Source organism: Micromonospora sp. NPDC051925, from assembly GCF_044548625.1.
Lineage (GTDB): Bacteria > Actinomycetota > Actinomycetes > Mycobacteriales > Micromonosporaceae > Micromonospora.
The window spans coordinates 299,328-319,101 of the sequence record NZ_JBIUCH010000002.1; the positions used below are offsets into that span (position 1 = coordinate 299,328).

The 19,774-nt window shown below is 73.0% G+C and carries 15 protein-coding genes; 13 read left to right on the forward strand and 2 right to left on the reverse strand.

Translation table 11 applies throughout. The annotated features are described in order from the left end of the window. Window positions 1–5 precede the first annotated feature (5 nt). The 11 genes from hutH to ACIG87_RS04085 all read left to right on the forward strand — a co-directional run bounded on the left by hutH (window position 6) and on the right by ACIG87_RS04085 (window position 13,174). Entirely contained in the window at window positions 6–1,523 is a 1,518-nt protein-coding gene (gene hutH, locus ACIG87_RS04035) for a histidine ammonia-lyase (RefSeq protein WP_396847960.1), read from the forward strand. Further along, entirely contained in the window at window positions 1,513–3,075 is a 1,563-nt protein-coding gene (locus ACIG87_RS04040; protein WP_396847962.1) for an NAD(P)-binding domain-containing protein, read from the forward strand. The genes hutH and ACIG87_RS04040 overlap by 11 nt, the downstream gene beginning before the upstream one ends. A 1-nt stretch (window position 3,076) precedes the next feature. Next, entirely contained in the window at window positions 3,077–4,138 is a 1,062-nt protein-coding gene (locus tag ACIG87_RS04045) for an alpha-hydroxy acid oxidase (RefSeq protein WP_396847963.1), read from the forward strand. Next, window positions 4,135–5,385 (forward strand): cytochrome P450, encoded by a 1,251-nt coding sequence (locus ACIG87_RS04050; protein ID WP_396847965.1) that lies wholly within the window; start codon window positions 4,135–4,137, stop codon window positions 5,383–5,385. Before ACIG87_RS04045 ends, ACIG87_RS04050 begins: the two co-directional genes overlap by 4 nt. Next, window positions 5,382–6,650 (forward strand): cation:proton antiporter, encoded by a 1,269-nt coding sequence (locus ACIG87_RS04055; protein ID WP_396847967.1) that lies wholly within the window; start codon window positions 5,382–5,384, stop codon window positions 6,648–6,650. The genes ACIG87_RS04050 and ACIG87_RS04055 overlap by 4 nt, the downstream gene beginning before the upstream one ends. Window positions 6,651–6,722: 72 nt before the next feature. Next, complete coding sequence (locus ACIG87_RS04060; RefSeq protein WP_396847969.1) at window positions 6,723–7,370, forward strand: response regulator transcription factor; 648 nt, start codon at window positions 6,723–6,725, stop codon at window positions 7,368–7,370. Next, window positions 7,370–8,650, forward strand: a complete 1,281-nt coding sequence (locus ACIG87_RS04065) for a sensor histidine kinase (RefSeq protein WP_396847971.1) — start codon at window positions 7,370–7,372, stop codon at window positions 8,648–8,650. Before ACIG87_RS04060 ends, ACIG87_RS04065 begins: the two co-directional genes overlap by 1 nt. A gap of 221 nt (window positions 8,651–8,871) precedes the next feature. Beyond that, complete coding sequence (locus ACIG87_RS04070) at window positions 8,872–9,279, forward strand: YciI family protein (protein ID WP_396847973.1); 408 nt, start codon at window positions 8,872–8,874, stop codon at window positions 9,277–9,279. 4 nt (window positions 9,280–9,283) lie between these two features. Continuing rightward, window positions 9,284–10,429, forward strand: coding sequence for an RNA polymerase sigma factor (locus ACIG87_RS04075; protein WP_396847975.1), 1,146 nt, complete (start codon window positions 9,284–9,286; stop codon window positions 10,427–10,429). Between the two features lie 95 nt (window positions 10,430–10,524). Beyond that, window positions 10,525–11,745 (forward strand): MFS transporter, encoded by a 1,221-nt coding sequence (locus ACIG87_RS04080; RefSeq protein WP_396847977.1) that lies wholly within the window; start codon window positions 10,525–10,527, stop codon window positions 11,743–11,745. 358 nt (window positions 11,746–12,103) lie between these two features. After that, entirely contained in the window at window positions 12,104–13,174 is a 1,071-nt protein-coding gene (locus ACIG87_RS04085; protein ID WP_396847979.1) for a TauD/TfdA family dioxygenase, read from the forward strand. Between the two features lie 244 nt (window positions 13,175–13,418). Here the strand turns inward: ACIG87_RS04085 and ACIG87_RS04090 are convergent, their stop codons facing one another. After that, window positions 13,419–15,680 (reverse strand): cytochrome P450, encoded by a 2,262-nt coding sequence (locus tag ACIG87_RS04090; RefSeq protein WP_396847981.1) that lies wholly within the window; start codon window positions 15,678–15,680, stop codon window positions 13,419–13,421. A gap of 203 nt (window positions 15,681–15,883) precedes the next feature. Beyond that, window positions 15,884–16,966 (reverse strand): NAD(P)-dependent alcohol dehydrogenase, encoded by a 1,083-nt coding sequence (locus ACIG87_RS04095; RefSeq protein ID WP_396847983.1) that lies wholly within the window; start codon window positions 16,964–16,966, stop codon window positions 15,884–15,886. Between the two features lie 72 nt (window positions 16,967–17,038). Between ACIG87_RS04095 and ACIG87_RS04100 the strand changes: the two genes are divergently transcribed. Both ACIG87_RS04100 and ACIG87_RS04105 read left to right on the forward strand, forming a co-directional pair. Then, window positions 17,039–18,508: an aldehyde dehydrogenase family protein gene (locus ACIG87_RS04100; protein WP_396847984.1), complete on the forward strand. Its 1,470-nt coding sequence runs from the start codon at window positions 17,039–17,041 to the stop codon at window positions 18,506–18,508. Next, window positions 18,505–19,746: a PucR family transcriptional regulator gene (locus ACIG87_RS04105; RefSeq protein ID WP_396847986.1), complete on the forward strand. Its 1,242-nt coding sequence runs from the start codon at window positions 18,505–18,507 to the stop codon at window positions 19,744–19,746. The genes ACIG87_RS04100 and ACIG87_RS04105 overlap by 4 nt, the downstream gene beginning before the upstream one ends. Window positions 19,747–19,774 lie beyond the last annotated feature (28 nt).

A 19,774-nucleotide genomic window follows, 5' to 3' on the forward strand; every position in this document is an offset into this window, starting at 1 on the left:
GTCGCATGACGACAGAGGTAGATCTCGCGGCCCCGCTGCGGATCGCCGACCTGAGCGCCGCCCGCGACCCGGTCCGGGTCGTGGTCGGACCGGAGGTCCGCGATCGGGTCACCAACACCCGCACCTTCCTGTCCGAGGTGCTCGGCGAGGACCGCGCGGTGTACGGCAGCACCACCGGGTTCGGCGCCCTCGTCGGGTACGCGGGCCGGGCCGACCTGCGCGACCAGGCCGACAACACGCTCGCCCACCTCGGCGCGGGCCACGGCCCGGACCTCGCCCCCGAGGTCGTCCGCGCGACCGTGCTGATCCGGGCCTGGTCCCTGGCCCGGGGCGCTTCGGGGGTGTCCCCACACGTCATCGACGCGCTGGCGGCGATGCTCGCGACCACCTTCGTCCCCGCGGTGCCGAGGCTGGGCTCGGTCGGCGCGAGCGGTGACCTGATTCCGCTGGCCGCGGTGGCCCAGGCGCTGCGCGGCCGCGGGCACGCCTACCTGGACGGGGTACGCCTGCCGGCGGCCGAGGCACTGGAGAAGGCGGGTCTCGCACCGTTGCCGTTGGACGGTCGGGATGCCCTCGCCCTGGTCAACGGCACGTCGCTGACCACCGCGGCGACGGCGCTCGCATTGTCGGCCGTCCGCGCCGCGCACCGGGCGGTCCAGGTGCTCACCTGCCTGCTCGCCGACCTGCTCGGCTGTGATCCGCAGTTCCTCGATGCCCGGCTGCTGCGGGCGTACGGCCATCCGGGTGCGATCGACGTGGGCGCGGGGATGCGACGGGTCAGCGCCGGACTGGTCCCGTCCGGGAAACGCCCGTTGCAGGAGCCGTACAGCATCCGGTGCACGCCACAACTGCTCGGCGCGGCCGAGGACGCGCTGCGTCACGTCGATGCCGTCGTCGCCGCCGACCTCGGCAGCGTCAGCGACAACCCGCTGTTCTTTCCCGACGAGGATCTCGTCGTGCACGGCGGCAACTTCTTCGGTCAGCCGGCCGCGTTCGCCGCCGACCTGCTGACGATGGTCGTGGCGCAGGTCGGCAACCTCGCCGAACGTCAACTCGACCTGCTCGTCGACCCGTACCGCAACGGCGGCCTGCCGCCGATGCTGGCCGCCGGCCCGGGGCAGCAGCACGGGCTCCAGGGCGTGCAGTTGGCCTCGACGGCGCTGATCGCCGAGATCCGCCGGGACGCCGTGCCGGCGAGCCTGCAGAGCCTGCCGACCAACCTGCACAACCAGGACGTCATCCCGCTCGGCACCCAGGCCGCCCTGCGGGCCTGGGACCAGGCGCGACTGCTGCGCCTGATCGTCGGGTCGCTCGCGCTGGGGTTGCGTCAGGCCGCGTACGTGGGCGCGCGGACGCCGACCGCACCCCGCTGCGGCGAGGCGCTGGCGGCGCTGGTCGCGGCGATACCTCCGGTCGACCCGGACCGGCCGTTGGACGGCGACGTCCGCCGGGCCGCCGACGTGGTGGACGGACTCGAACTCCTGCTGACTTCTCTCGCTGAGGATGGCCGTCGTGACGCTTGACTATCTGATCATCGGGGCCGGGCCCGCCGGCCTGCAACTGGCCGCGCTGTTGGAGGCCGACGGCAGGCGCGACTACCTGGTGTTGGAGGGCGCGGACATCCCGGGCGCGTTCTTCGCCAGCTACCCCCGGCACCGGCAGTTGATCTCCATCAACAAGCCGCACACCGGCTCGGACGACCCGGAGCTGAACCTGCGGCTGGACTGGAACTCGTTGCTCAGCGACGACCCGGCGCTGCGGTTCACCACGTACACCGAACGGTACTTCCCGGATGCGGAGGTGATGGTCCGCTACCTGGCCGACTTCGCCACCCGGACCGGGGTGAAGGTGCGGTACGACGCCAGGGTGACCTCGGTGTCCAAGGTGGATGGCGTCTTCGAGGTGCGCGCCGGTGAGACCTTCCGGGCCCGGCGGCTGATCGTCGCCACCGGTGTGTCCCGGCCCTACCTTCCGGAGATCCCGGGCCTGGAGCTGGCCGAACAGTACGCGGACATGTCCGTCGATCCGCGCGACTACCTCGACCAGCGGGTGCTGATCATCGGCAAGGGCAACTCCGCGTTCGAGACCGCGGACAACCTGATGGAGACCACCACCCTGATCCACCTCGCCGGGCCGAGCTCGATCCGGATGGCCTGGCGCACCCACTACGTCGGGCACCTGCGCGCGGTGAACAACAACTTCCTGGACACCTACCAGTTGAAGTCGGCCAACGCCATCCTGGACGGCACCGTCCGACGCATCACGCGCGACGCCGACGGCTACACGGTGACCTTCGCGTTCTCCCGGGCCGACGAGGTCACCAAGGAGCTCCGGTACGACCGGGTGCTCGCCTGCACCGGGTTCGCCTTCGACTCGTCGATCTTCGACGACTCCTGCCGGCCGGCGCTCGCGATCAGGGACCGCTTCCCGGCCCAGACACCCGGGTGGGAGTCGGTGAACGTGCCCGACCTGTTCTTCGCCGGCACCATCACCCAGGAACGGGACTTCAAACGCTCGACCAGCGGCTTCATCCACGGCTTCCGGTACGGCGTACGGGCCCTGCACAGGATCCTCGAATGCCGGTACGGGGAGACGCCGTGGCCGGCGGAGAAGCTGGACGCGAACCCGGCGGCCATCGCCGACGCCATCGTCGCCCGGGTCAACCGCACCTCCGCCCTCTGGCAGCAGTTCGGTGTGCTCGGTGACGTGATCACCGTCGACGGGCCCGACGCGCGCTACCACGACGAGGTGCCGGTCGAGTACTTCACGCAGACCGGCCTGCGGACCGCCGACCACGACTACGGGCACGCCTTCGTCGTCACGTTGGAGTACGGCCCCGAGCACGACCAGGTGGATCCGTTCGACATCACGGTCAGCCGGGTGGCGCAGGACGTCGTCGGCCAGGCCCACGATGCCGCCTACCTGCATCCGGTCGTCCGTCACCACCGGGCGGGGCAGGTCGTCGCCACCCACCATCTGGCGGAGAACCTGGAGAACCGGTGGGACCGCACGGAGGTCCACGTGGCGCCGCTGGCCGCGTTCCTCGACCGCTGCCTGCGTCGTGTCGAGGACTGACGTGCCGGCCTCCGTCGAGACGGGGCTCAACCTGGCCGACGTGGCCGCCGCTGCCCGGCGTCGCCTGGACCCGGTGCACTGGGACTTCTTCGCGGGCGGGGCCGGCGACGAACGTACCCTGCGGGCCAACGAGGCGGCCTTCGCCCGGCGCTGGCTGCGGCCCCGGGTGCTGCGCGGGACCGGTGAGCGGGACCTGCGGCTCTCGCTGTTCGGCACGCCGGTCTCGATGCCGGTGCTGATCGCGCCGACCGCGTTCCACCGGCTGGCCCACCCCGACGGTGAGGTGGCCACCGCCCGCGCCGCCGCCGACGCCGGCACGATCATGGTGGTCAGCATGGCGGCCACCCGACCGGTCGAGGAGATCGCCGCGGCCGGCGGGCCGCTCTGGTTCCAGCTCTACCCGCATGCGGACGTCGGGTTCACCACGACCGTGGTACGGCGGGCCGTGGCCGCCGGCTGTCGGGCCCTGGTCGTCACGGTCGACTCGCCCGTGTTCGGTCGGCGCGAGCGTGACCTGCGGCACGGTTTCGTCGACCTGCCGCCTGGCATGGTCTGCGAGAACATGCGCGACGCCAACGGCCGGGTCCGGGACATCGAGATGAACGCCGGGCTGGGCTGGGAGCTGATCTCCGTGCTGCGCGGGCTCACCTCGTTGCCGATCCTGCTCAAGGGGGTGCTGCACCCGGCCGACGCCAGGCTGGCCGTCGAGCACGGGGTGGACGGCGTGCTGGTCTCCAACCACGGGGGGCGGCAGCTCGACGGGGTGCTCGCCACCCTGGACGCGCTGCCCGCCATCGTGGCCGCCGTCGGCGGGCGGCTGCCGGTGCTGGTCGACGGTGGCCTGCGCCGGGGGACGGACGTGCTGGTGGCGTTGGCCCTCGGCGCGACCGCCGTGCTGGTCGGCCGCCCGGTGCTCTGGGGGCTGGCGGTGGGCGGCGCGGCCGGGGTGCGGCACGTGCTCGACCTGCTGCGCGCCGACCTCGACCGGGCGCTGGCGCTGGTCGGTGCCGCGCGGCCGGCAGAACTCAGCACCGACCTGGTCACGACGGCGGCACCGGGGTGAGCGGGCCGGTCGTGGTGATCGCCCTGGTCGTGCTCGGCGTGGGCTGGACCCTCCCGCGGTGGCTGCCCCCGGCGGTGGTGCGGCTGCGGCAGTGGGTCTTCGCCCGGGTCAACGGCGGGGAGGGCATCCCGGTGCCGGGCCCCCTCGTCGGCGTCGAGCACTTCGAGCGGGTGTACGCGGATCCGGCGGCCGACGGGCGCAGTCGGGGCGCCGGCCTGTCCGACCTGTTCTGGTACTGGCTGTCGCCGGGCCCGCACATGCACCAGGAGCACCTGGAGCCCGGTGAGCGCTACCGGACGGTGGCCGGGGTGACCCGGCGGGTGCTCGCGGTGCGCCACCAGCGTTCGGACGCGCTGGCGACCTCGGCCACCCGGCGGGTGCTCGACGAGGCGTGTCCGCCGGGCGCGCGGGCGATGATCGTCGCCAACGCCGCCGACGTGGCCGCCGCGCTGAAGTGCACCGGCCTGCGGCACCTGCGGCGGCGCGACCCGCTGACCGGGTACCTGCGTGGGCGGATCGAGGCGGGGACCTGCCCGGTGACGTTGCCGCCGCCGTTCACCGCCCAGGAGACGGCCTGGTACCTGCACGGCGCGTTCTTCACCACCGCGGTCGTGCAGATGTCCGAGGCGATGGCGCATGTGCTGCTGGCGCTGGCCACCCATCCCGAACTGCAGCGGGGCCTCGACGACGACGACGCGCTGGACCGGGTGATCGACGAGACGCTGCGGCTGCATCCGCTCTTCGGCATCGCCCATCGGATCACGTCCGCGCCGATCGTGCTGCCCACCGGGGTGGCGCTGCCCACCGGGTCGGTGCTGCTCTTCAACTACCTGGCATTCCAGCGCAGCGGGCCGGCCGCCGACGACCGGTTCGACCCGGACCGGTGGCTGACGCTCCCGCGGCGGGACGCCCGCTTCATCCCGTTCGGCGTCACCGCGAACCGGGCCTGTCCGGCCCGCGGGGTCGCGCCGGTGATGATGCGCGCCGCGACCCGTGAGGTCCTGCGCCGGTACGCCCTGGCGTCCTCGGCCGCACACAGCCGGTCGCTGCCCAGCCGTGGCCCGGCGTACCTGACCCCGCCCGGAGTGACCGGCCCGGGGTGGGCGCGGCTGGCCGCGATGCGGTGCGGGGATCGCTGGGCCGACGTGGGCCGCAGCGTCCGGCAACTCGTGTTCGGTACCTGGATGGTCGTCGATGCCCGGCGACAACGGTTGTGTACCCACTACTACGAGGAGGTTGTCCGGTGACCCCGACACAGCTGGCGCCACGGTTCTTCATCGCGGTCGCGGTGATCCTGCTCTTCTGCAAAGGGGTGGCCTGGCTGCTCGGCAAGGTGGGCCAGCCTGCCGTGGTCAGCGAGATGCTGGCCGGCGTGCTGCTCGGTCCGTCGCTGCTCGGGCTCCTCCTGCCGGACGTGAAGGACGCCCTGTTCCCGACCTCCCTGCTCCCGGTCCTCTACGTGGTGGGCCAGGTCGGCCTGGTGCTGTTCATGTTCCAGGCCGGGTACGCGTTCGGCGCCCACCGGGTCACCGGTCTCGCCGGCACCGCGGGGGTGGTCTCGCTGGCCGGGGTCGCGGCGCCGCTGATGCTGGGTGTGCTCCTGGTGCTGGTGACCGCGGGCGCCGTGCCGATCAGGGCCGCCGGGACGTCGCTCGGGGTGTCGGCCGCGTTCGTCGGCGTCGCGCTCGCCATCACCGCCTTCCCGATGCTGGCCCGGATCATCACCGAACGCGGCCATGCCGGAACCCGGCACGGCACGCTGGCGTTGGCCAGCGGTGCGATCGACGACATGGTCGCCTGGATCATGCTCGCCGTCGTGCTGGCCTTCGCCTCGGGCCGGGCCGGGCCGGCGGTCGTCACCGCCGGTGGCGCGATCCTCTTCGCGCTGGTGCTCTGGTTCGTCGGGCGTCGGGTGACCACCGCGCTGATGACCAGCGGTGGTCTCAACGACGGTGCCCGGGTGCTCGGCACGGTGGCCCTGCTCTTCCTGGTCGCCTGGTACACCGACGAGATCGGGCTGTACGCGGTCTTCGGCGCGTTCGCCATCGGCGTGGTCATGCCCCGGACCGGGAACACCGACAAGGTGGTGGAAACCCTCACCCCGATCGCCGCGACGGTCTTCCTGCCGTTGTTCTTCACGTACTCGGGGCTCCGTACGGAATTCGGGCTGCTCGGCAGCCCACCGGTGCTGCTCTTCGCGGTGGCCTGCGTGACGGCGGCGATCGTCGGCAAGTTCGGCGCCTGCTGGGCGGCGGCCAGGTTCCGGGGCGAGTCGCAGGGCGTCTCGCTGCGGGTGGGCGCGCTGATGAACGCCCGCGGTCTCATGCAGCTCATCGCGCTCAACGTCGGGCTGGAGGCGGGCATCGTGAACCCGTCGCTGTTCACCGTGCTGGTGCTGGTGGCGCTGGTCACCACGATGATGACGACGCCGTTGTTGAGCTGGATCGAGCGGCGGGAGGCGAGGACGTCTGCCACTGCTGCCCGCCCGGCGGCCCTCACGCCGATGAAATGACAAAGACAAGTATCACTATTTAGCCGCACTCTGTGCGAGTGTTGACGCATGCGCGGGGGAGGACCTAACCGGTTGCTGTTGGTCGAGGACGACGACGAACTGGCGGGCCTACTCACCGAGGCACTGAGCTGCGAGGGCTTCGTCGTCGACCGGGCCGCCGACGGCCAGCGTGGTCTGCACCTCGGGCTGACCCGTAGCTACGACGTGATGGTCATCGATCGCATACTGCCGGCCCTGGACGGACTCGACCTGGTCATCCGGCTACGCTCGCGGGAGATCCCGGCCCGAGCGCTGCTGCTCACCGCGCTCGGCACGGTCGGTGACCGGGTAGCCGGGCTGGACGCGGGCGCCGACGACTATCTGATCAAACCCTTCGACCTGGACGAACTGAGCGCCCGGGTGCGGGCGCTGTGCCGGCGTGGCAACGAGGCCACAGCCGTCCTGCGCATCGGCTCCGGGCTGCTCGACCTGACGTCACGCGACGCCGTGCTGGCCGACGGCGCGCGGGTGGCGCTGTCCGCCCGCGAGATCGAGCTGCTGCGGGCGCTGGCGGCTCGGCCGAACACCGTGCACTCGCGGGCCGAGCTGCGCCGCAAGGTCTTCGACGAGGCCGCGGCGGCCTCGATCGTGGACACCTACGTCTACTACCTCCGGCGCAAGCTGGGCCGTGCGGTGGTGCGCACCGTGCACGGGGTGGGCTACCGGCTCGGGGCGCTGTGATGGAGCTGGCGGAGCGGGCCATCGTCCGTCGGACTCGGCTGCGGATCGGCCTGCTGGTCGGGTTGTCCATCGGCACCCTGCTGCTGTCGACCGGCGGCATCTCGTACGCCGTCCTGGTCGGCAGGCAGGAGGAACAGATCCACCGCGAGTTGGCGTGGGGCATCAACCACAGCGTCATCGCCGGCCCGCCCGCCTGTAGTTGGATCTTCCGGTACGACGGCAGCACGGTGGACACCGGCAGCACCCCGCCGCCGCCCGGCTTCCCGTTGGCCGACGCGCTGGCGGCCGTGGCGGCCACCCGGAGCACCGAGGTCACCACCGTCGCCCGGAACGGGACGACGTACCACGTGCGCACCGAGGCCCGTGGTGACGGGGTGGTCGTCCAGGCGGTGTTCGACGCGCGTATCCAGCTGTCCGACCGCCGGCATCTGCTGCTCGCGTTCAGCCTCACGGCGGCGGTCGGGCTGGTCATCGCCGTGCTGACCGGCGCGTTGGTCGGCCGGCGGGCCGTCGCGCCGCTCACCGAGGCGCTGACCCGTCAGCGCCGGTTCATCGTGGACGCCAGCCACGAGCTGCGTACGCCGATCGCCCAGGTGCACATCCGCGCCCAGCTGATGGCCCGCCGGGCGCGTGCCGGCGGGAGCGCCGCGAACGTGGACGACCTGGAGCGGCTGATCGGCACCACCCGGCGACTCGGCGAGATCGTGGACGACCTGCTGCTCTCGGCCCAGCTCGCTGCCGCTCCCGCCGACCGTCGGCCGTACCCGCCGGTCGACCTCACCTCGCTCATCGGGGCGACGGTCGCCGCCGAGGCGGAACGCGCCGCCGAACGCCAGGTCACCCTCGCGGTGGACCTGCCCAGCGATCCACTGCCGGTGCCGGGGGTCGAGTCGGCGCTGCGCCGGGTCGTCGGCGAACTGCTCGCGAACGCACTCGCCCACACGCCTGCCGAGGGGCGGATCGACGTGTCGCTTCGGGCCGGCGGCGACTACGCCGAGCTCGTGGTCGCGGACACCGGGGACGGGTTCGACCAGGTGGACGCGCGGCGCATCTTCGACCGGTTCCACCGTGGCGCGGGCTCCGGGGACCACCGCTTCGGATTGGGACTGGCCCTGTTGCAGGAGGTCGTCACGAGCCACCGGGGCACGATCGAGGCCGAGGGCCGCCCGCACCGGGGAGCGGTCTTCACGGTGCGTCTTCCCGTGACCCGACCGTCCCGGATGACGGAGCGGGCCTCGGGGATTCGACGCCTGCGGGCGCGGCAGCTGGTGGGACGGTGAGGCGCGAGGGAGCCGTCGAGGTGGCCCGCGACACGCCGGACGTGCCGACCTCGTCGGCACCGGGCTCGAGGTCGGCGTCAGGGCCAGCGTCGGGGTCGGGGTCGGCGTCGGGGTCGGCGTCGAGAAAGTTCGGCCGGCGATGTCGAGAACGTGGGACTGGCATCGTCCCCGGGGTGAAGGCGGCCAGAATGGGGGCCGCACCGGCACCGAGGAGAAACCCCATGGCGAAGTACCTGCTGCTCAAGCACTACCGGGGCGCACCGACCCCGGTGAACGACGTACCCATGGACCGGTGGACGCCGGAGGAGATCTCGGCGCACATGCGGTACATGCACGACTTCGCGGCCCGGCTCGAAGGCACCGGGGAGTTCGTCGACGCCCAGGCGCTCGCCCCCGAGGGGACCTTCGTCCGGTACGACGGCGAGGGTCGTCCACCGGTCACCGATGGTCCCTTCGCCGAGACCAAGGATCTCGTCGCCGGCTGGATGGTGATCGACGTGGACAGCCACGCGCGTGCCGTCGAGTTGGCCGGGGAGCTGTCGGCTGCCCCGGGGGCGGGCGGGAGGCCGATCCACGAGTGGCTCGAGCTGCGCCCGTTCCTGACCTCGCCGCCCACCGTCACGGAGTGACCTGATGGACGGGGACCTGTTGCGCAGCCTCACGCCGGGGGTGCTCGGGGTCCTCGTCCGCCGCGGAGCGGACTTCGCGGCGGCCGAGGACGCCGTGCAGGACGCGCTGGTCCAGGCCCTGCGTGGCTGGCCGGCCGACCCACCCCGGGATCCGTCGGGCTGGCTGGTCACCGTGGCCTGGCACCGGTTCCTCGACGCGAGTCGGGCGGACACCGCCCGCCGCCGACGGGAGGACCGCGTCGTCGAGGAACCGGCGCCCGGCGTCGTGCCCGCGGTGGACGACACGCTCCAGCTCTACTTCCTGTGCGCCCACCCGTCGCTGACCCCGTCGTCGGCGGTCGCGCTCACCCTGCGCGCCGTCGGTGGGTTGACCACCCGTCAGATCGCCCAGGCGTACCTGGTGCCCGAGACGACCATGGCGCAGCGCATCAGCCGGGCCAAGCGCGCCGTCTCGGGCGTGCGGTTCGACCAGCCCGGCGATCTCGCCACCGTGCTGCGGGTGCTGTACCTGGTCTTCAACGAGGGCTACTGCGGCGACGTCGACCTCGCCGCCGAGGCCATCCGGCTCACCCGGCAGCTCGCGGCGGCGATCGACCACCCCGAGGTGGCCGGGTTGCTCGCCCTGATGTTGCTCCACCACGCCCGGCGCGCTGCCCGGACCGCGCCCGACGGCAGCCTGGTGCCGCTCGCGGCGCAGGACCGGGGCCGGTGGGACACCTCCCTGATCGCCGAGGGCGTACGGATCCTGCAGGCGGCCCTCGCCCGCGACCGGCTGGGCGAGTTCCAGGCCCAGGCCGCCATCGCGGCACTGCACGCCGACGCGCCCACCGCCGGGGAGACCGACTGGGTGCAGATCGTCGACTGGTACGACGAACTCGCCCGGCTGACCGACAGTCCGGTCGTCCGGCTCAACCGCGCGGTGGCCGTCGGCGAGGCCGACGGACCACGCGCCGGCCTGGCGGCCCTCGCGGCGCTGGACACCGCGCTGCCCCGCCACACCGCGGTGGCGGCGTACCTGCACGAGCGCGCCGGTGACCCGGTGACGGCGGCCCGGCTGTACGCCGAGGCGGCCCGGCGGGCCGCCAACCTCGCCGAACGCGATCATCTGATCCGCCAGGCCGCCCGACTCCACAGCCGCCGGTGCCCCTGATGCCCGGCTTCCGCATCCCGAGGACGCGCGGCAGTAGGCGCGGACAGCTGCGGAAAAGCGTCGATGCTGACCGGGAGAGAACGGCGGAGCCGGGCGTGGCCGCCCTGCCCCGGGCGATCGGGGCCCTGATCGCGCTCGCCATCTCGGCCTTCTGCTACGTCGCCATGGAGACGTTGCCGGTCGGCATCCTTCCCCTTGTCGCCACCGACCTGGACGTGTCCGTGTCGCACGCCGGGCTGCTTGTCACCGGCTACGCGATCACCGTCGCGATCGTCTCGCTACCGCTGACCTACGTCACCCAACGGGTGCCACGTCGCCGGCTGCTGGCCGTCCTGTTGGGCGTGCTGGTCGTCGCCACGGTGGTCTCGGCCGCCGCGCGCGACTACCAGGTGTTGCTCGGGACGCGCGTGGTGGTCGCGCTGACCCAGGCGTTGTTCTGGGCCGTGGTGGCGCCCACCGCCGCCGGCATGTTCCCGGTCCGGGTACGCGGAAGGGTCACCTCCGTCGTGTTCGCCGGGGCCTCGCTCGGGCCGATGCTCGGCGTGCCCGCCGGAGTCTGGCTCGGACAGCAACTGGGTTGGCGTGCGGCGTTCCTGGCCCTGGCCGGCCTGGCGCTGGCCGCGTTCGTGGCGATCGTGGCCCTGATGCCCCCGGTGCCGGTGGGTGCGTCCCCCGCGTCCACCGGCACCGCCCCGGACGCCCGCCGGTACGCGATCGTCGTGGTCGCCACCGCGCTGTCGGTGGGTGGCCTGTTCACGGCGTTCACCTACACCGCTGTGTTCCTGACCGACGTCTCCGGGTTCGCCCCCGGTGCCATCGGTCTGTTGCTGCTGATCCGGGGCCTGGCGGATGTCGTCGGCATCACCGCCGGCGGGATCGCGAGCGACCGCAACCAGCGGGCGGCGATGGTGGCACCGGTGCGGTTGCTGGTGACCGCCCTGCTCGGGATGTTCCTGCTGGCCGAGTCGAGGGTGGCGACCGGGGTGCTGCTGGCCGTCTCCGGGTTCGCCATGGGCGCGCTCACGCCCGCGCTGCAGAACCGGGTACTCGAGGTGGCCCCGGGAAGTTCCGACCTGGCGGCGGCCGGCAACTCCGCCGCCTTCAACGTCGGCATCGCCGCAGGATCCCTGCTCGGTGCGGTGATCCTGCCTCCGTTCGGGGTGCGCAGCACGGCGTCGGTGGGCGGTCTGTTGGCGGCGGGGGCGCTCGTCGTCCTGCTGGCCGAACCGTTGTTCGCCGCCGGCAGGTCGACGCGTGGCGTCGGGGCGTCGGGGACGGCCCATGCCGGCGGGACCGAGCGGTTGGTGGGCAGGTGACCGCGCAGCCTGCGGTTCGGATTGCGAGATGGCGTCTCTATTGACGTCTGCGGGTGGGGGTGGCTAACCTGGAGCGATCATCGCCAGCCGCAGGAGAACGCCATGATCCGAGTTCCGCAAGGCTCTGGATTGTTGGTGCGCGGTTACGAGGAGCCGTTGCGGGTCCACCCGCCACGGGAGGGCATGCGCCCCGGGACCGCCGCCGGGGATCCGCAGACCCCGTTCTGATGGATCGGCCCGCCGTGCCCCGATCGGGACACGGCGATCGCCTTCGTCGTTGATCAGCCCGGTGAGCGGCATCGCCCGCGCCGGGTCGCCGACCCGTTCCCAGCAGAACCGAACCTCGGAGCGCATCATCATGACCACCGCAATTGATCTCGCACCCATCTCCGGCCCCGCCGCCTGGCGCGGTGACGAGCTGCACAGCTCGACCGAATGGGTGTACCAGCTCAGCGACGCCGAACTCGCCGAGCTGGAGACCGTCGGACGCCGGTTCCTCGCCGACGACCCCGACCTGCGTACCGTGACCGCCGCCGACTACCCCCTGCCGGCCTGCGCCGGGCTGAACGAGGAGTGCGCCCGCCAGCTCGACTCCGGACGCGGGTTCATCCTGGTCCGCGGCCTGCGCACGGAGGAGTACGGCGACACCCTCGCCGGTGCGATCTTCTACCTGATGGGGCTGCACCTCGGCGTGCCGATGGGGCAGAACCAGATGGGTGACGTGCTCGACCACGTCATCGCCACCTCCAACAAGACCCTCGACGACCCGTCGGCCCTGCCCTCGCGGGTACGGGACCGGCTGCCGTTCCACTCCGACAGCTCCGACGTCGTGGCGCTGATGTGCCTGCGGGCGGCCAAGGCCGGCGGGGCGAGCAGCCTGGTCAGCGGCACCACCATCTACAACGAGATCCTGCGTCGCCGGCCGGATCTGGCCCCGCTGCTGTTCGAGCCGTGGCACTGGGACTGGTACAAGCAGGATCACGAGGCCCCGGCGAAGACCTACACCTCGCCGATCTGCAGCTACGTCGACGGCGTGTTCAGCACCTACGCCGGCAGCTCGATGATCTTTTCTGCGCAGGACTACCCGGAGGTGCCCCGGCTCACCGACGCGCAGATCGAACTGCTGCACCTGTACGACGAGGTCTCCCAGGAGGCCGGCCTGGCCCTCGACATGGACTTCCAGCCCGGCGACGTGCAGTGGCTGCTGAACTACGCGGCCCTGCACTCGCGTACCGGCTACGTCGACTTCCCGGAGCCGGAGCGCCGTCGTCACCTGCTGCGCCTCTGGCTCAAGCGGGACGTCGGTCGGCCGCTGGTCGACGGCTTCGGCAAGCACGTGGTGACCGACCGTGGCGCGGAGGTCCTCGCGCCGGGCGGCCGGTTCCGCATCGCCGAGGCGGTCGAGCCGAACTTCGAGTGGGGCAACTGACACCACCGACTGAGTACTGACGGCCCGTAGCGCCCCACCGCCGTGGCGCTACGGGCCGTCGGCTGTCCGGTGGCGTTACCGAAGGCCGTCGGGGGCGCGGGCGGGCGGCTACGGGCGTCGGCTGCCCGGATGGCTAACAGCCGGTCAGCGGTGTGAACGATGTCGAGCCGCCGGTCCGACCCCGCGGAACGGGAGGTCGGACCGGCGGCTCGGTCGGGTGGTGGCCCGCCGCCGCCGGCGTGGCCTACAGGTCCAGCACCAGCCGGTCGGAGCTGCACCGGCCCACGCAGATCATCATGCTGCGGCCGGCCGCGCGCTCCTCGTCGGTCAGCAGCGAGTCGCGGTGCTCCGGCGTCCCGGCCAGCACCCGGGTCTCGCACGCACCGCAGTAGCCCTTCTCGCAGTCGTACGTCAGGCCGGGCACCACCTCGCGCAGCACGTCGATCATGCGGCGCTCCCTCGGCACCCGCAGGGTCGCCCCGGTACGCGCCAGGTGGACCTCGAACTCGGTGTTCGCCGCCGGGTCGAACGCGACCTCCAGGTCGTCACCGGCGGTGAAGCGCTCGACGTGCAACTGTCCCGACCGGCCCGCCTCGGCGCAGGCCCGTTCCAGCGCGTCGATCATGCCGGTCGGCCCGCAGCCGTAGACGGCGGTGTCCGTCCCGGTGGAGTCGAGCAGCGCCCGCAGGTCGGGCAGTCCGGCCTCGTCCTGGGGCAGCAGGGTGGCCCGCTCCCCGGCCAGGGCGAGCACCTCGTCGGCGAAGGCCATCGAGGCACGGGTACGCCCGCCGTACACCAGCCGGAACGGTACGCCCCGGCGGTCGGCCTCGCGGGCCATGGCCAGGATCGGGGTGATCCCGATGCCGCCGGCGAGGAACAGGTAGCCGGGGGCGTCGACGAGCGGGAAGTGGTTGCGGGGGCCGCGCACGGTCAGGGTGACGCCGGCGCGGGCGAGCGCGTGCAGCTCCACCGAGCCGCCCCGGCCGGCGGGCTCGCGCAGCGCCGCGATCCGGTAGTGCCGGGTGTCGTCCGGGTCGCCGCACAGGGAGTACTGCCGGACCCGTCCGGACGGCAGTCGCACCTCCAGGTGCGCGCCCGGCGTCCAGGGCGGCAGTGGCGCGCCGGCCGGGTCGGCGAGGTGCACCTCCAGCACCTCGGTGGCGGCGGTGGCGGCGACCGCCATGACCAGGTCCCGGTCGCCGGTCAGGCTGGCGGCGGGCCGGGCCCCCGCCGCGTCGGCGTCGCGACGGGGGCCCGGAGTGAAGACGGCCGGGATGGCGTCCCAGCCGCTCTGGTTGCCCCGGGTGGGGTAGGCGACGAGGCCCTCCTCCACCACCCGGAAGTCGGGCAGTCGGGTGAGTACCTGGGTGATCATCTCGCGGAACATCAGCCGGGCCAGGTGGGCGCCGGCACAGCGGTGGCTGCCGATGCCGAAGCTGAGGTGCCGGGCGGCGTCGCGGTCCAACCGGAGCTGCTCGGGATCGGGGAAGACCACCGGGTCGTGGTTCGCCGCGACCCAGGGGATCAGGACCCGTTCGCCGGCCGACACCGGGCAGCCGCCGACCTCGACGTCGGCGCGGACGGTACGGGCCATCGACTGCGACGGGGCGAAGACCCGCAGGAACTCGTCGGTGGCGGTGTGCAGCAGGTCGGGGGAGTCGATCAGGCGCTGCCGGTCCTCCGGGTGGCGGCTCAGGTGCACCAGCGTGGAACCGGTCAGCGAGGTGGTGGTGTCCACCCCGCCGGCGATCAGCAGCCCGATGACGGAGACCAGCTCGTCGGCGTCGAACAGCTCGCCGTCGGGGCGGCGCTGGGCGGCCAGGTAGCTCACGGCGTCGCCGGTCGGCTCGGCGCGGCGTTCGACGATCAGCTCCCGGATCCGCCGGTCGAGGTACGCCAGGCCAGCGGCCCCGCGTACGGCGCGCTCGCTGCCGGGCAGCGCGGCGAAGATGTCGTGGATCGGGCCGGCCAGCTTGGCCCAGTCGGATTCGGGGAAGCCCAGCCAGTCGAGGGTGACGGCGGCCGGCAGCGGGTTGGTCAGGTCGCGGACGAAGTCCACCGACCCCTCGGCGATGAAGGCGTCCACGACGCGGGTGGTGTGTCGGGCGACCATCGGGGCCAGTTCGGCCACCGCGTCCTGGGTGAGCAGCGGGTTGATCAGGTCGCGGTAGCCGGTGGCGGCCGGTGGGTCCAGCTCGATCGGGTACTGCTCCAGGCCGGGGCCGCGGGGGATGACGATGGCGGTGCCGTCGCCGCCGGCGGTGGCCCGTGCGGAGGAGAAGGTGTCGTCGTCGCGGGCGATCCGGACCACGTCGGAATACCGGGTGGTGTAGACGAACCCACCGTGCGCGTCGGTGCGACCGACCGGGCAGGTCTGCCGGAACTCCCGGTAGTAGCCCACCGGGTCGGCGTTGCACTCGGCCGAGTGGTGGTCGAAGGGCGCGACGGGCCGGGGTCCGGTCGCGGTCTGCGATGCGGCCGGGGCGGTGCGCTGCTGTTCGGTCATGGGGACGTGCTCCACAGGTGCGGGACGCTGCGCGGTGTTGCCCAGCCGCGCCACTGGGTTCTGACGCCAAGCGTAATGTCGCTCACATTGCGAGACAATGTTTCGCGATGAGATGCAGTTTTGTCGATGTCGGCCGTCTGACCCGGGTCGGCAGGGTCAGTCCGGTCAGAAGGTCTGTCCCCGGGTCGGAAGGTCGGTCCGGGTCAGAAGGTGAGGACGGCCTTGCCGACCTCGCCGGACCGGATCGCCGCCACCGCCTCGTTGATCTGTGCGAACGGGAACCGGGTGATCAGGCGGTCCACCGGGAAGTTGCCGGCGGCGTACAGGTCCAGCAGCTTCGGCAGGAAGACCTGCGGCAGGCTGCTGCCGCCGATGATGCCGGTGACGCTGCGACCGTTGAGGATGCTGCGCCACTCGAAACTCATCTGCTCGCTCGGGCCGATCCCGACCACACCGCACCGGCCGAGCGGGCCGAGCGACTCGACCGCGAGCCGCAGCACGTCCTCCCGGCCGGTGGTGTCGATCGCGACGTCGAAGCCGTGCGGGGCGATGGCGGTCAGCAGTTCGCGCGGGTCGCCGTCGGTGGAGTGCACCCCGTGGGTCGCGCCGAGCAGCCGGGCGGTGTCGAGCTTGGCGGCGTTGACGTCGACCGCCGCGACGACGGCGCAGCCGGCCGCCCGCGCGGCCAGGATCGCCGCGACGCCGACCGCGCCGGCGCCGAAGACGACAAGCGCGGAGCCGACCTCCGGGCGCAGCACGTTGAGCACCGCGCCGGCCCCGGTGCCGAAGCCGCAACCGAACGGGCCGACCACGCCCAGGTCGATCTCCTTGCTGATCGGCACCACCGCGCGGGCCGGGGCGACCACGTGACTGGCGAACGACGACTGGCCCAGGAAGTGCCCGTTGACCGGTTGCCCGGCGCGGGACAGCGCCGAGCTGCCGTCCGGTCGCCGGCCGGTGAAGTTGACCGCGTCGAACTGGCGGCAGTAGGCGGGGTTTCCGCCCCGGCAGAGCGGGCAGTCGCCGCAGGAGGTGAAGCTCATCGCGACGTGGTCGCCGGGGGCGATGCCGCTGACCCGCGCGCCGACCTGCTCGACCACCCCGCTGCCCTCGTGGCCGAGGACCGCCGGGGTCGGGAAGAAGTTGGCGAACTCCAGGTCGGTGGCGCAGATTCCGACGCTGTGTACCCGGACCAGCACCTCGTCCGGCCCCGGCTCGGCAAGGTCGATCTGCTGGAGGGTGAACGGCGCTCCCGCGCTCTCCAGCACCGCCGCTGTGATCCGCACGTGCCCTCCCATTGACTCACAAAGCGAGATTGCATCTTGACATGCGAAACGTGAAGGGTCAAGGATCCCCACATGGCTGACCTGGACATTCCCTCCGCCCGCCAGCTGATCGACGGCGAGTGGACCGCCGCCGCCGACGGCGGTGAGCTACCGGTGCTCGATCCCGCCACCCGGCAGACCATCCAGTCGGTGGCCCGCGCCCGCGCCCTCGACGTCGACCACGCCGTCGCCGCGGCCCGCCGCGCGGCTCCCGGCTGGGCGGCGACCTCACCCAGCGAGCGCGGTGCGATCCTGCGCCGCTGGGCCGACCTGATCGGCGCGCACGTCGAACAGCTCGCCGAGCACGAGGCTCGTGACGTGGGCAAACCCCGCTCCGGCGGGCGACTCAACATGTACATCGCGCAGGGCATCGTCGACTACTTCGCCGGTGCCGCGGACAAGCTCACCGGGGTCACCCTGCCCACCCGTACGCCGGACTACTTCGGCTACACCCGTCCCGAGCCGTACGGGGTCTGCGCGGTGATCATCCCGTGGAACGTGCCCGCCGTGCTCACCGCGGCCAACGTCGCCCCGGCGCTGGCCGCCGGCAACACGGTGGTGCTGAAGCCGTCCGAGATCGCGCCGCTGTCGCCGTTCGCGTTGGCCGAGCTGGCCCGTCGGGCCGGCCTGCCGCCGGGCGTGCTCAACGTGGTCACCGGGCTCGGCCCGGAGGCCGGCGTGGCGCTCACCGGGCACCCCGGCATCGACCACATCAGCTTCGTCGGCTCGACGGTGACCGGCCGGGCCGTCATGCGCGCCGCCGCGCAACACCTGGTCCCGGTCAAGCTGGAGCTGGGCGGCAAGTCCCCGAACGTGGTCTTCGCCGACGCCGACCTGGACGTGGCGGTCCCGGCGATCATCGCCTCGATCACCGAGAACGCGGGGCAGAACTGCTACGCCGGTTCCCGGCTGCTGGTCGAGGAGTCGATCCGGGCGCAGGTGGTCGAGCGGGTCGCCGCCGGCATGGCGGCGGTCCGGACCGGCCCCTGGGACCAGGACCTGGACATGGGGCCGCTGGTCAGTCAGGCCCAGTACGAGCGGGTCCGGGGCTTCCTGGCCGAGGCCCCCGCCGCCGGCGCCCGGCTGGTCACCGGTGGTGAGCCGGCCACCGCCCGGTTCGACGACGGCTGGTACGTCGCCCCCACGGTCTTCGACGGAGTCGACTCCACCATGCGGCTCGCCCGCGAGGAGGTCTTCGGCCCGGTGCTGGCGGTGCAGGGCTTCCGGGGCGTCGACGAGGCGGTGGCCCTGATGAACGGCACCGACTTCGGGCTGCTGGCCTGCATCTGGACCAGTGACGTGTCCCGGGCGCTGCGGGTGGCCGGGCAGGCCCGCGCCGGGCAGGTGGCGGTGAACCAGTTCCACGACGCCGGGGTGATCGGCTTTCCGTTCAACATGCAGAAGGAGAGCGGTTTCAGTCGGGGTGGCGGTTACGCGGCGCTGCGCGAGTACACCCAGGAGAAGGCCGTCGCGGTCCGGCTGCTCGACCGACCGTCGGCGTGAGCCGACCGGGTGAGCTGGCGGCGGCGCGACCACGGCTGACCGTCGCCGCCGCGCCGTCGCCGGCCGCGTTCGCCCAGTGGCTCGCCGAACTCGCGTTCGGCGGCGCCGGCTGGCCGGAGCTGCTGGCCGCCGTGGCCGAGCGCACCGGGGCGGCCTGTCGGCTGGTCGCCGAGACGGGTGAGCTGCTCGCCGCCAGCGACGGCACGGGCGGCCGTCGGCACGACGCCGCGCCGGACGAGGTGCGCCGCGCCCTGGCCGCCTGCCGGGCCGGCGGCGCGGGGCCACCGGGGGCCGCGCCGGCCCCGGTCCGCTGTGCCGACGGGTGGACCGGTCGGGCGGTGGCGGTCGGCGCGGGGCCCCGGCGGCTCGGCGCGCTCCTGCTGGCCGAGCCGGTCTCGGCCGGGCAGGTGGAGCTGGCGGTGGCCGCGACCACCGCGCTGCTGATCGAGGCGGTACGGCACGAGTCGCCGCCGCCCGCCGTGCGGGACGCCGCGACGGTGCTGCGGGCCCTGCGGGACGGCCTCGGTGACCCCGCCGAGGTGGCCCCTGATGCCGTCCCCCAGGCCGGGGAGGTCGACCTGCTCCGGGCGGGGGCGGCCCACGGCTGGCGGCTGGACCAGCCGCACGCCGTCGCCGGGATCGCGTACACCGGGGCGCAGCATCGGCGCTGGGTGTCCGCGCTGAGCTGGCTGGACCGGCCGGTGCTGGCGGAGGGGCGGCTGGCCTGGACCCTGCTGCACGGTGACGTGGAGCGCGAGGTGACCCGGCTACGGGTCCGGTTGGACCAGATCGTGGGGGTCGGGCAGGTGCGGGTGGTCGCCGGGCCGCTGGTGAGCGGGCCGGCCCGGACGGCGGCCTCGTTCCGTGACGCGGACCGGCTGCTGCGGCTGTTGCTCCAGACGTCGGACGAGCGGCGCGAGCTACCGTTCGGGCAGGCCGGGTTGGCGCAGGTCCTGCTGGCCGTGCCGGACGAGCGGCTGCGCTGGTTCGTCCAGCGGCACCTGGGGCCGATCGTCCACCGCGACGATCTGCTGCGCACCCTGGACTGCTGGTTGGCGACCGGGGGCAGCAGGCAGGCCGTCAGCGAGCGGCTGCACCTGCACCGCAACTCGGTGGGCTACCGGGTGGGGTTGATCAAGCGGTTGTTGGGGGTCGACCCGCTCGACCCGCAGACGGTGGCGGTGCTGCGTACGGCGCTCGCCGCCCGGGAGTTGCTGGCCGCGTCCGAAGCCGGTTGATCCCCTGGTCGGCGTCCTGTGAGGGCGC

Coding starts and splice junctions, on each gene's coding strand:
- hutH (WP_396847960.1), top strand. CDS start 6: ATGACGACAGAGGTAGATCTCGCGGCCCCGCTGCGGATCGCCGACCTG.
- ACIG87_RS04065 (WP_396847971.1), top strand. CDS start 7,370: ATGGAGCTGGCGGAGCGGGCCATCGTCCGTCGGACTCGGCTGCGGATC.
- ACIG87_RS04070 (WP_396847973.1), top strand. CDS start 8,872: ATGGCGAAGTACCTGCTGCTCAAGCACTACCGGGGCGCACCGACCCCG.
- ACIG87_RS04075 (WP_396847975.1), top strand. CDS start 9,284: ATGGACGGGGACCTGTTGCGCAGCCTCACGCCGGGGGTGCTCGGGGTC.
- ACIG87_RS04085 (WP_396847979.1), top strand. CDS start 12,104: ATGACCACCGCAATTGATCTCGCACCCATCTCCGGCCCCGCCGCCTGG.
- ACIG87_RS04090 (WP_396847981.1), bottom strand. CDS start 15,680: ATGACCGAACAGCAGCGCACCGCCCCGGCCGCATCGCAGACCGCGACC.
- ACIG87_RS04100 (WP_396847984.1), top strand. CDS start 17,039: ATGGCTGACCTGGACATTCCCTCCGCCCGCCAGCTGATCGACGGCGAG.